Origin of the sequence: Achromobacter sp. NPDC008082 (genome assembly GCF_042957345.1) — a bacterium.
GTDB classification, from domain to species: domain Bacteria; phylum Pseudomonadota; class Gammaproteobacteria; order Burkholderiales; family Burkholderiaceae_B; genus Achromobacter; species Achromobacter kerstersii_A.
Window position 1 is genome coordinate 268,977 of sequence record NZ_JBIBIB010000002.1, and the last position, 11,891, is coordinate 280,867.

The following is an 11,891-nucleotide window of genomic DNA, read 5'->3' on the forward strand; positions in this document are numbered from 1 at the left end:
GCGAAAGCTGTGGATGCGGCCTACTTTACCCCGCTATCGCGTGCAAACAACAGTGCGGCGCGAACCTGTGCAGCCTGCTCGGGATTCACTGGACGGTCATGTTGGCGCTGCTACAATCGCGGCTCTGTCATTGGGGAGTAGCCATCCTTTGTCCCCAAAGGAGTTAGCGTCAACAGACTTGGTGGTTCAGGGCCGCGGTGCGGTTACTAGAACTCCATGGCGCTAACGGTCTCCATGCAAGCGGCACGCCCGCCAGCATGGATCAGCCAGGCGAGACCTTTGGCCGCGTTGCGTTCACCCTAGCCGGGCGAGCCGTAGCGTCGCGCCAATTGGTTTCTGCTCGTCCGGCTTCGTTCCTATGTTGCTCACGCTGTTTTTGTTTTTCCTGTCCGCGGCAGTGATTTACTTCGCCTGCGAATTCTTCGTCAATGGCGTCGAATGGGTCGGACATCGCTTCCACCTGGGCGCCACCGCCACTGGCACCGTGCTGGCCGCCTTTGGCACCGCCTTGCCTGAAAGCGCGGTGACCTTCATGGCCGTCGTGTTCGGCGATACCCCTGAACAGAAAGATATCGGCGTCGGCGCCGCCATGGGCGGCCCGCTGGTGCTGGCGACGCTGGCCTATGCCGTGGTCGGTTTTGCGCTGTGGCGCGCCCGCCGGGGCAAGGCCACGCAAGCCAACTGTATCAACGCGGACCAGCGCCGGCTGGCCCGCGACCAGGCCTGGTTCATGGGCATCTTCATCTTCAAGGTCGGGCTGGGGCTGCTGGCCTTCGCATGGAAGCCCTGGCTGGGCATCCTGTTCCTGGCCACTTACGGCCTGTATATCAAGCGCGAGCTAAGCCATGACGAAGAGCGCACCGACAGCGAAGACCTCGAACCGCTGAAACTGCGCCCCCGTGACGAAGACCCGTCCATGTTCTGGGCCGCCACGCAGACGATCCTGGCGCTGGTGGTCATCGCCGGCGCGTCGCATGTGTTTGTGAACCAGATCGAATTGCTGGGCGTGGCGATGGGCGCATCGCCCCATGTGGCCGCCTTGCTGCTGGCGCCCGTTGCGACCGAGCTGCCGGAAATCATGAATGCGCTGATCTGGGTGCGCCAGGGCAAGGAACGCCTGGCGCTAGCCAATATCTCGGGCGCGATGATGATCCAGGCCACCATTCCCAGCGCGCTCGGTATCTTCATGACCCCCTGGCTGCTGGACGCCCCGTTGCTGGCCGCTGGCCTGTTCACGATGCTGTCGATCGGGCTGTTGTGGCTGCGCTTTCGCCGTTCGGTCATGAGCGTGCCGGCCTTGTCGGCGGTGGGCGGGTTCTATGCGTTGTTCGCCGCCTATCTGGGCTGGCACTTCTACGCCTGATTGTTACGCGCAATGCAACCGGCGGCGCAGGGCCTGTGGGCGTTGCGCCGCTTTTGCATTCTTTTTGCTGCCTCTTGCGCAATTAAGCCCACAATTAAGCGGTCAACCCTTGTCCATCAGTGGAAACCCGCGTAAAATCCGCCTGTTATCCATCTCAGGAGCAGTCTTCGTGAATACCGATTCCGGCGAAAGTAGTCGATCTTGCATCGACATCGCTGTCTGACAGGAAACACGCAGAGCTCCATCTGCCGCATCCTGTCATACAGGTTGCGGCGTATCCCAAGCCCCGGGTCTTTGATTTTGCCCAGGCAATAGCGCAAGCCTTCGGCTTGCCGGGACATTCCCCAGCATAAACCGCCAGAACCGCCGCTCGTCGCAGCGCCAGCGTTCGTGCACGTCTTGTGTACGCCCGCCATGCGCCGCGTCTGCGCGTGCACGCGTACTCGCGATGACCGTTCCCCATTCTTGCAATGGAGGTCGTTATGCGTTTCTTCGACTTGTTCCTACGCCGCGCTGGCGTAGACCGTGCCACCGCCCTGGGCCGCCGTCGCGGCACGTCGCGTTTGACGGTCATTTGTCCGCGCGACGAGCTGGGCGCCTTGCGCAAGCAGATCTGCCTGGACTTCAGCGCCGCTGGCCTGGATGTCTCGCAAGTGCAGATTGACCAAGGCCGCGACCCGAACCTCGCGTCGGCTTGCATCACCGTCAATTGCCCCCCGGAGCTGCGGGCTGAATTGATGTCGCAAGCGCGCCGCCTGAGCGCCAACCCCGCCGTCCGTCACGTGCATTTCGGCGCGCAAGCCGCCGCATTGGCCGCCTGACGGGCGCTGTCCACCCAAGAGAGAGATCATGCCCAGTGCCTTAGACCCCGACCCTCGATTGCGCCACGTGCACGGCGCCGGCATGCCTGTCTGACCTGTCTCCTCCCTGCGAGCCGACGGGCCGGACATTCTTCCGGCGCATACGGACTCCGCAGCAATGAATCCCCGGCCTGGCCGACGTCTTCCTTGACGATCGCGCCGCACCCGCCGGTCTCGATTCCCTAGCTCGCTTCCCTTCCGTTTTCCGCACCCGGCGCGACTTCCACGCGATCCGGACACCGGCAACATTGCCCCGGTGCCTGCGCGCGCCCGTACGCGGTGGATTCACGGCTTTCCTTTGAAAGCTGCGGCCCGCTGCTGCCCGCGCGCAGCACATCGGGCGGGGTGCCCGTGTCTTCGACAACAACACAATAAAAACCGGAAGACTCCGATGTTTACCTTTCTGAAGTCCTTTTTCTCGTCCGCCGCGGGCCGGCGGCGCGTTGGCCGCCATTTCCGGCGTTCCCCCATTCTTGAACAAGGCGCTCACGCCGCCGCCGCCACGGAATCCGATACGTCTCGCCGCGCCAACCGGCGCATGCTCGACCTGTCGAGCATGGGGCTAAACGCCCTGTTTTCGCGCTTTGGCAGCGGACGCGGCGGGTTGTCCGAAGCGCAGGCGCAGGCCGCGCGTGAACGCCATGGCGCCAACGAGGTCGACCACGAAAAGCCGCTGTCCTGGTATTCCCACCTGTGGCTGTCCTACCGCAACCCCTTCAATCTGCTGCTGACCGCGTTGGCCGGCCTGTCGTGGCTGACCGATGTGCAGATGGCCGACTCGGATGATCAGTCCTGGACGGCGGTTGTCATCATCGGCTCGATGGTTGTCATTTCGACGGTGCTGCGCTTTGTGCAGGAATTGCGCTCAAACCGCGCGGCCGAAGCGTTGAAGGCCATGGTGCAGAACACCGCCACCGTGCTGCGCGCCGATGCGCAAGCGCCGGCCGAAAATGGCGGCGGACGGCGTCTATTCGGCGCGCCGCTGCACGATTCGGGCTCCCACCAAATGGAAGTGCCTTTGGCGGAGCTGGTGCCTGGCGACGTTGTGCTGCTGTCCGCGGGCGACATGATCCCCGCCGACTGCCGCATCCTCAACGCCAAGGATCTGTTCGTCGCGCAGGCGGCGCTGACCGGTGAATCGTTGCCGGTGGAAAAGCACGCCGTCCAGCGCGTGCAAACCGCAAACGCCCTGGAACTGGAAAACATGGCGTTCATGGGCACCAACGTGGTCAGCGGGTCAGGCAGCGCGCTGGTCATTGCGACGGGCGGCGACACCTACTTCGGCCAGCTCGCGGGCCGCGTCACGCAAACCACCCGCGCACCCACGCAATTTCAGCAGGGCATCAACCGCGTGAGCTGGGTGCTGATCCGCTTCATGCTGGTCATGGCGCCGATCGTCTTGTTGATCAACGGCTTCACCAAGGGCGACTGGCTGGAAGTGCTGCTGTTTGCGCTGGCGATTGCGGTGGGCCTGACCCCCGAAATGCTGCCGATGATTGTCACGGCCACGCTGGCCAAGGGGGCCTTGCGCATGTCGCGCCGCAAAGTCGTCGTCAAGCGGCTGGACGCCATCCAGAACCTGGGCGCGATGAACGTGCTGTGCACCGACAAGACCGGCACGCTGACGCAAGACCGCATCGTGCTGGAACGCCACACCGACGTCTACGGCGCCAGCAGCGATGATGTCCTGGCCTATGCCTACCTCAATAGCTACTACCAGACCGGCCTGAAGAACTTGCTGGATGTCGCCGTGTTGCAGCATGCGGAAGTGCAGCGCAGCCTGAACCTGGCCGCCAAGTACCGCAAGGTTGACGAGATCCCGTTTGATTTTTCACGCCGGCGGATGTCGGTGGTGGTGAATGAAACCGAGAACGGCCGCGATCATCACGAGCTGATCTGCAAAGGCGCGCTGGAAGAAATGCTGTTGGCATGCACGCGGTTGCGGGTGGGCCACGACGTGCATCTGCTGACCGATGCGCGCCGGGCGGACATCCGCCGGGTAACGGCCGAACTCAACCGCGACGGCTTGCGCGTGATTGCGGTCGGTGTGAAGGAACTGCCGCCCACCCAGCAGACCTATGGCGTGGCGGATGAATCCGATCTGGTCCTCGTGGGATACATCGCTTTCCTCGACCCCCCGAAAGAATCCACCGGCCCCGCGCTGGCGGCGCTGAAGGCCTCGGGCATTGAAGTGAAAGTGCTGACGGGCGATGTCGAGCTCGTCACGCAGAAGGTCTGCCGCGAAGTCGATTTCGACGTCCGCAAGGTGTATCTGGGCGCCGAGATCGAAGCCATGGACGACACCCAGCTGGCCGCCGCCGTGCGCGAAGCCAATGTGTTCGCCCGGCTCACGCCCGCGCACAAGGAGCGCATCGTGCGCAGCCTGCGCGCCCAGGGCAACACGGTGGGCTTCATGGGGGACGGCATCAACGACGCGCCCGCTTTGCGCGCGGCCGACGTGGGCATTTCGGTGGATTCGGCGGTGGATATCTCGAAGGAAGCGGCCGACATCATCCTGCTGGAAAAGAGCCTGATGGTGCTGGAGGATGGCGTAATCGAAGGCCGCAAGACCTTCTGCAACATGCTCAAGTACCTGAAAATGACGGCCAGCTCCAACTTCGGCAACGTGTTTTCGGTTTTGGTCGCCAGCGCCTTCCTGCCCTTTTTGCCGATGCTGCCCATCCATCTGCTGTTGCAGAATTTGATGTATGACGTGTCCCAAACCGCCATTCCGTTCGACAATGTCGACGAAGAACTCCTGAAGAAGCCGCAGCAATGGGACCCGGACGGCCTGGGCCGCTTTATGGTGTTCTTTGGTCCGATCAGCTCCATCTTCGACATCGCGACCTATGCGTTGATGTGGTACGTCTTTCAAGCCAACACCCCCGAGCACCAGACGCTGTTCCAATCCGGCTGGTTCGTCGAGGGCCTGCTCTCGCAAACCTTGATCGTGCATATGATCCGTACGCGCCGTATTCCCTTCCTGCAAAGCCGCGCAGCCTGGCCGTTGATGCTGATGACGGCAATGGTGGTGCTGGCCGGGCTGATCCTGCCGTTCTCGCCGCTGGCCGAATACTTCCAGCTGCAAGCGCTGCCATGGAGCTACTTCCCGTGGCTGGTGGGCATTTTGTTGAGCTACTGCGTGCTGACGCAATTGCTCAAGGGCATCTGGGTTCGCCGTTACGGCTGGCAGTAAATCGCGCAGCGCGGCGGGCGCCACGCCCGCCGCGTGCCAGGAGAAAAACGTGAAATATGCATTTTGCAGGGTGGTGATGGCATGCTGCGCGGGCCTGCCGCTTGCCGCATTCGCCGCCGACGACGACGGACTGGGCGTAAAGCTATATGGCGTGGTTGACGCGGGCATGGCCGTCACCCGCGTGTCGGGGCAGGGCAGTCACAGTGGCCTGCTCAACGGCGGCCTGACGGATTCCCTATGGGGCTTGCAGGGCGCCGAAGACTTAGGGGGCGGCTGGCGCAGCCGCTTCCAGCTGGAAAGCGGGTTCGATCCGTCCAGCGGCAAGCTGGAAGAAGACGGCAAACTCTTCAACTACGCCGCCTGGGTGGGGCTGGGCCACGAGAACTATGGCGAGGTGCGCTTGGGCCGTCAGCACACCATCGGCCAGCAGTTCGGCAATGCGCTGGAAATTGCCTCGTGGAAGGAAATGGGCATGGGCGCGACCTTCAAAGCGTCCGACAATTTCCAATTCAGCAATATGGTCAACGTCATGTCGCCCAGCTGGAATGGCTTCCAGGCCGGTGTCGGCTATGCGTTCGATGCCGATGACCAAGGCCAATTCCGCACCAATCAGAACAACCGTGCGTTGAGCATGGGCGTGAAATACGAAGGCGGCCCGCTGTTGGCGGTTGCCACGTTCGACCAGCTACGGCTGGCCAATGCGCCGGAAGGTATCGGCGGGCGCCCGCAGGCGATTCAATTGGGCGCCTCGTATGACTTCGAAGTGCTGAAGTTGTCACTGGCGTGGTCGCGGCAGAAGAACGGCTACGCGGGGCTGGATGGCGGAGACCCCGACGACCTGGGGCTGGGCCTGGGGCCGGCCGCCTTTGTGCGCGGCGGCACGGTTGATGCGTGGCTCGTCGGGGCAAGCATGCCCGTGGGGCCGGGTACGGTGCTGCTGCAATGGTCGCTGGCGCGGCCAAACTGGCAATGGGACAACGGTATGACGGCGCGCAATGCGCAACTGGTGACCTTGGGTTATACCTATGCGCTGTCACCACGCACGACGCTGTATGGCTTTGCCGGGTATGCGTCGAATTACACGCTCGACAACCAGTTCGACCCCGCCAACGCTCATACCACCCGCGTCGGAGCCGGTATTTCGCACCATTTTTGATCCCTCCGCGCCACCAGATCAGAGGCGGGCGGGGTCCACTACAATCGGCGGGTAGCAGCGCCTGGCGCCGCGCCCCGTCCTTCTGATGTCTTCTGGATAGCCTGCATGGATAGTCTCGAATGGCTCATACCCTGGGAGTTCTCTCCCACGCTGGTGGCCTCCTTCGTGGTGGCGATTGTGCTGTTCGTGCGCGGCCAGCGCGTCCACCATGTGACGGGCGCGCGGCGCGTGTTCTTCTGGGCGGGGCTGGTGCTGTTGTACCTGTCGATGCATACGCGGGTGGACTACTACGCCGAGCGCATGTTCTTCATCCACCGCATCCAGCATCTGGTGCTGCACCACCTGGGGCCGTTGCTGGTGATGGCGGCCTTTCCGGGGCAGGTCATGCGGGCGGGCTTGCCGATGTCATGGCGCATCCGCCTGCGCGACTTTCTGCGCACGGGCACAGGCCGCGCCACCGTGGCCGTGCTGACCAACAAGATTTTCGTGCCGACGCTGTTCGTCTTTTTGGTGCTGGTCTGGCTGATTCCGTCGGTGCAGTTTTATTCCATGCTGGACTGGCGCCTGTACCGGCTGATGAACTGGTCGGTGGTGATCAGCGGGTTCATGTACTGGAACCTGATTCTGGACCGCCGCCCCGCGCCGCCTGCCGCGATGACGCCGGGCGGGCGCGTGATTTCGCCGGTGCTGACGATGCTGCCGCAAATGGTGGCGGGCGCCGTCATCGCCTTCACCGAAAGCGATATCTATCCCTTGTTTGAATTGTGTGGCCGGGCGATTGCCATGTCCGCCCAGACCGACCAGACCATCGGCGGCCTGACCATGTGGATTCCGGCTGCGCTGGTCGAAGTGATCGGCCTGATGGTGGCGCTGGGCACCTTGATGCGTTTGTCCGCCAAGGGACGGTTGCGCAAGGCAGACCGGGATGCCCGCGCGCGAGCCAAGGCCCGCGCGGCGGTTTCTGCGTAAACCGCTAAGGGCTTATTCCGGCAGCAGGCCGTGGTATTTCTTGCCCAGCGCCACGGTGGCCTGGAACATGCCGGCCTTGTTGCCGCAGTCGTATCGCACACCCTCAAAGCGGTGCGCAAACACAGCGCGTTCGCGCATCAGCGAAGCAATGCCGTCCGTCAGCTGGATTTCGTTGCCCGCGCCCATCTTGGTGGAACGCAGGTGGTCGAAGATGGCGGCTTCCAGCACGTAGCGGCCCACAACGGCCAACGTCGACGGCGCGGCGTCCGGTTCCGGTTTTTCAACAATATGCGTGACGCGTTCGGTGCGCGCGTCCAGCCGGGCTTCGCCCTCGCGGGTGGCCACGATGCCGTATTTGCGCGTGTCGGCGCGCGGCACGTCCTGCACGCCCAGCACGCTGGCGTTCTGCGCAACGGCGACGTCCACCAGCTGTTTCATGGCGGGCGTGTCGGCGTCGATCAGGTCATCGGCCAGCAGCACGGCAAAGGGTTCGTCGCCCACGGCGGGCGCGGCCGACAGCACGGCGTGGCCCAAGCCCAGCGGGGCCGATTGCCGGATGTAGAGGCAATTCACATGCGCAGGTAGAATGCCCCGCACCATGGCCAGCAGCTCGTGCTTGCCTTTGATTTCCAAGTCGGATTCAAGCTCGGGGGCGGAGTCGAAGTGATCCTCGATGGCGCGCTTGTTGCGGCCGGTCACAAAAATAAGGTCGGTGATGCCAGCGGCCACGGCCTCTTCAACGGCGTATTGAATCAACGGCTTGTCGACCACGGGCAGCATTTCCTTGGGCATCGCCTTGGTGGCGGGCAGGAAGCGGGTGCCCATGCCGGCGACAGGGAAAACGGCTTTACGGACGGGACGCATTGAGACCTCGTTTGGGGTATCGGTGAAACATTTTAAGCTCATCGCTATCATAGGCTTATGAACCGCAGGAAAATGCCATCCATTTGCTCGATTGCGAAACGAGGTGCGATCATCGGGCTCAGCGCCGCCCTCGTCGCCCCCACCATTCCGGCCGCCGCCTGGGCGCAGCCGGTCGGCTTGCCCTCGATGGGCGCGGCCTCGGCCGCCGAATTGTCCCCCATGCTGGAACGCAGCCTGGGCGAGGCCATCATGTCGCAAGGCCGGCGCGACCCGACCTACATCGATGACCCCGAACTCAGCCAATACCTGACGACGATGGGCCGCAAGCTGGCGGCCTTTGCGCCGGGCGCCGTGCCGGATGTGGAAATGTTCGGCGTGCGCGACCCCGAGATCAACGCGTTCGCCATGCCGGGCGGCTTCATTGGCGTGAACACCGGGCTAATCGTGTCGTCGGGCAGCGAGTCGGAACTGGCCGCCGTGCTGGCGCACGAAATCGGCCACGTCGTGCAGCGCCATATTGCGCGCGGCATGACGCAGCAAAGCCAGAACAGCATGGTGATGCTGGCCAGCTTGGCCGGCGCGCTGCTGGCCGCGTTGGCGGGCGGTGGCGGCAACCTGGCGATGGGCGTGGCGGCATTCGGGCAGGCCGCGGCCATCAACCGTCAACTGGGCTTTTCGCGGGATGCGGAACGCGAAGCTGACCGCGCTGGATTCCAGATGCTGACCAAGGCCGGCTACGACGCCGAAGGCATGTCGCAAATGTTCTCGCGGCTGATGAACGCATCGCGTTTGAACGAAGGGGCGGGCGGCGGTTCATGGGCCAGCACGCACCCGTTGTCCATCGAGCGTATGTCCGACGTCCAGAACCGGGTGCGCTCGCTTCCCGCGTCGCGCCACTTGGACAGCGATGATTTTTGGTACGTGCGCGCCAAGATGCGCGTGGTGCAGGGGCGCGATGCCGTCAGCCTGCGTTCGGCCGGCCAGCAATTGCAGGACGAGGCGCAGGCGCTGTCTGGCGTGCGCCAGTCGGCCGCCTATTACGGGCTGGCCTTGCAGGCTTTCCAGCGCAACAACCTGGCCGAAGCCGACCGCTACTGGAACCTGGCTACGGCCGGCGGGCGCAATTCTGCGCAACTGGCCAAGCTGAGTGTGGATATCGCATTGGCGCGCAAGGAATATCCGCGTGCGCTGGAGCTGGCCCAGGCGGCGACCAAGCGCTGGCCTGATCAGCGGGCATTGGGCATCGCCTATGCCCAGGCGCTGCAAAGCAACGGCCGTCATGCCGATGCGCAAGACTATCTGCGCGCGAAGATCAAGCAATGGGGCAGCGACGAGCCCAGCCTCTACCAGATGCTGGCCCAAAGCGAAGAACGCAACGGCAAGCCGGTGCAGGCGCGCCGCGATCTGGCGCGCTACTACGTCATGACTGGCGCCTTTGCCGCCGCGGAATCGCAGCTGCAGCAGGCGCGTGGCCTGTCGACCGATTTCTACGAGCAATCGCAGATCGACGTGCAGATCAAGGAAGTGAAAGACAAGCTGGCCGAAGAACGGCAGCTGCTGGAACGCTTCAAATCGGGTTGATGCCGGTGGCTAAGGCCCGGGTACCCGCCTGGAAGTCAGCACAGCAATCAGCCCCGGGATCGCCCCGGGGCCTGGTCCCGGCTTAAAGGCCCGTTTCGAAGAAGCGGCCCAGACGTTGCGGCAGCCAGTTCAAATGCGCAGGGAACGCGCCGGTGGGAAAACCGGCGTGCCCGCCGTCGGTGGGCTGGTGCAGCAGGATGACGGGCGCGCATTCGTCCGGCTTGGGCAGTGACGCCGCGGGAATGAAGGGGTCGTTGCGGGCGTTGAGCACCAGCGTCGGCACGGAAATCTTCGGCAGCCAGGGCTTGCTGGACGCGCGCGTCCAGTAATCCAGCGCATTGCGGAAACCGTGCATCGGCGCGGTGTAGGTGTCGTCGAATTCGCGCAGGTCATGCGCGTGCGCGATACGCATCACGTCGATGGAGCCGGGAAAACGGTGCGCCTTTTCCAGCACTTTGTGCTTGAGCGTCTTCAGGAAATGGGCGCTGTAGACGCGGCGGTTGAACATGCCGGTAGACAGCGTCTTGCCGCAGGCAACCAGGTCCAGCGGCACGGAAACGCCCGCAGCGCCGGTCAACCAGCCAGTGTCTTCCTGGTGTTCACCCAGATACTTCAGCAATGCATTGCCGCCCAACGATACGCCCACCGCATGCCAGCGCGCATGCGGGATGCGGCTGCGCACCGTTTCCAGCAGGAAGCCGACCTCGGCGGAGTCGCCCGAATAATAGGCGCGCGCCAGCCGGTTCGGCACGCCCGAGCAGCCCCGGAAGTGAGCGATGACGACGATCCAGCCCCGTGCGCGGAAATAATGCGCCACGGATTGGGCGTAGCGGCTGTTGCTGCCGCCTTCCAGGCCGTGAAAGAGGATCAGCGCCGGCGTGTCGGGCGTTTGCGGCAGCGACTTCCAGTCGGCGTCCGTCATCCACCGCGCCGCGGCGGTCTTGCCGTTGGCCACAGGGCCTTGCCCGCTGACGGGCGCGCCATCGGCGGCCTTGTGCGGGAAGAGGCCTGGGCCCGTCCAGTCGAAATCCACGAAATCGGTATCTGGCGTTTCCACGCGGTCTCGCACGAAGGCGATCCGGTGATATTGCGCAAACACGGATGCGTAAATGGTCTGGGAGTCGCCCCCTGGCAACCAGGAGGGAACGGGGCAGGGGGATGTATCTAGACGAGCAGCGGCCAACTAAAAATCCACCCGATTCAATGCAGCATGTCGGGTACGTCGTGCAAATCGAGCACCCCGGCTTCCGTGGGCGCCGGCGACGAATGGTGCATGACCATGCGCCAGCCAGTGGGGCCCTTGTGGTAGATGTTCGTTGCGTAGCAGTTTGCGAACTGCGTGCCCTCCCGTGTCCGCAGGGCCACTTGCTCGACCAGCACGTGCACCGCGCACATCATGCTGAGCATGACCAGCGGGCGCAGCGGACGGACGTGCAGCGGGCCATTGGCCAGCACTTGTTGCCAGGATTCGTTCACCGCCGAATGGCCGACGATGCGCAGGCCGCCCGGGTGGATGCAGACGACTTCTTCGTCGTCCGCCCACACCTGCATCAGACGGACGCAGTCCGCCTGTTCCAGGGCTTCGTAGAACGCGTGTTCAGCTTCTTCGGGCGTGGCAAACATGGCTGCGGCTGACGGGTAGGCGTTGTGCGGCGGGCGTTCAGTGGTGGCCGTGCAGCACGGTACCGGCCTTCAGGCGGTACTCGGCGCCACAGTAGGCGCAGCTGGCGGAGCCGGAGCGGGCCACGTCCAGGAAGACGCGGGGGTGCATGCTCCACAGCGGCGCCTTCGGGCCGGGGCAGAACACGGGCAGGTCTTCAGCGCCGACCTCAATGACTTCGTGAGCGTGGGGGACGGCGGCCGGGGCAGCAGCGGTCATGGATATTCCTGAAAAAAGAACCG

10 protein-coding genes and 1 riboswitch are annotated in these 11,891 nt (G+C 63.9%); of the genes, 6 read left to right on the forward strand and 4 right to left on the reverse strand.

Features of this window, described 5'->3' with window-relative positions:
- Nucleotides 1–113 precede the first annotated feature (113 nt).
- Nucleotides 114–278, forward strand: a riboswitch (yybP-ykoY riboswitch).
- Nucleotides 279–358: 80 nt separating this feature from the next.
- The 5 genes from ACFZAI_RS08260 to ACFZAI_RS08280 all read left to right on the forward strand — a co-directional run bounded on the left by ACFZAI_RS08260 (nt 359) and on the right by ACFZAI_RS08280 (nt 7,544).
- On the forward strand, nt 359–1,363 hold the full coding sequence (locus tag ACFZAI_RS08260) for a sodium:calcium antiporter (RefSeq protein WP_391566473.1): 1,005 nt from the start codon (nt 359–361) through the stop codon (nt 1,361–1,363).
- A gap of 482 nt (nt 1,364–1,845) precedes the next feature.
- On the forward strand, nt 1,846–2,184 hold the full coding sequence (locus tag ACFZAI_RS08265) for a hypothetical protein (RefSeq protein WP_391566474.1): 339 nt from the start codon (nt 1,846–1,848) through the stop codon (nt 2,182–2,184).
- Between the two features lie 430 nt (nt 2,185–2,614).
- Entirely contained in the window at nt 2,615–5,419 is a 2,805-nt protein-coding gene (gene mgtA / locus ACFZAI_RS08270; RefSeq protein WP_391566475.1) for a magnesium-translocating P-type ATPase, read from the forward strand.
- A 49-nt stretch (nt 5,420–5,468) separates the two neighbouring features.
- The gene (locus ACFZAI_RS08275; RefSeq protein WP_391566476.1) at nt 5,469–6,575 is read left to right on the forward strand and encodes a porin; all 1,107 of its coding nucleotides are present in this window, start codon (nt 5,469–5,471) and stop codon (nt 6,573–6,575) included.
- Nucleotides 6,576–6,671: 96 nt separating this feature from the next.
- Nucleotides 6,672–7,544 carry a cytochrome c oxidase assembly protein gene (locus ACFZAI_RS08280; protein WP_391567092.1) on the forward strand — a complete coding sequence of 291 codons (873 nt, stop codon included), beginning with the start codon at nt 6,672–6,674 and terminating at the stop codon, nt 7,542–7,544.
- A 12-nt stretch (nt 7,545–7,556) separates the two neighbouring features.
- Here ACFZAI_RS08280 and galU read toward each other — a convergent pair whose 3' ends face one another.
- Nucleotides 7,557–8,408 (reverse strand): UTP--glucose-1-phosphate uridylyltransferase GalU, encoded by an 852-nt coding sequence (galU, locus tag ACFZAI_RS08285; protein ID WP_391566477.1) that lies wholly within the window; start codon nt 8,406–8,408, stop codon nt 7,557–7,559.
- Between the two features lie 57 nt (nt 8,409–8,465).
- Here galU and ACFZAI_RS08290 point away from each other — a divergent pair, with 57 nt between their 5' ends.
- Nucleotides 8,466–9,989: a M48 family metalloprotease gene (locus ACFZAI_RS08290; protein ID WP_391566478.1), complete on the forward strand. Its 1,524-nt coding sequence runs from the start codon at nt 8,466–8,468 to the stop codon at nt 9,987–9,989.
- An 82-nt stretch (nt 9,990–10,071) separates the two neighbouring features.
- Here the strand turns inward: ACFZAI_RS08290 and ACFZAI_RS08295 are convergent, their stop codons facing one another.
- From ACFZAI_RS08295 to ACFZAI_RS08305, 3 genes are read right to left on the reverse strand one after another with little or no spacing between them, the layout of a single operon-like run.
- The gene (locus ACFZAI_RS08295; RefSeq protein WP_391566479.1) at nt 10,072–11,172 is read right to left on the reverse strand and encodes a YheT family hydrolase; all 1,101 of its coding nucleotides are present in this window, start codon (nt 11,170–11,172) and stop codon (nt 10,072–10,074) included.
- Between the two features lie 17 nt (nt 11,173–11,189).
- A complete protein-coding gene (locus tag ACFZAI_RS08300) occupies nt 11,190–11,612 on the reverse strand; it encodes a YybH family protein (protein WP_391566480.1) in 423 nt (140 codons plus the stop codon).
- A gap of 37 nt (nt 11,613–11,649) precedes the next feature.
- A complete protein-coding gene (locus tag ACFZAI_RS08305) occupies nt 11,650–11,868 on the reverse strand; it encodes a zinc-finger domain-containing protein (protein ID WP_054424547.1) in 219 nt (72 codons plus the stop codon).
- Nucleotides 11,869–11,891: the final 23 nt, after the last annotated feature.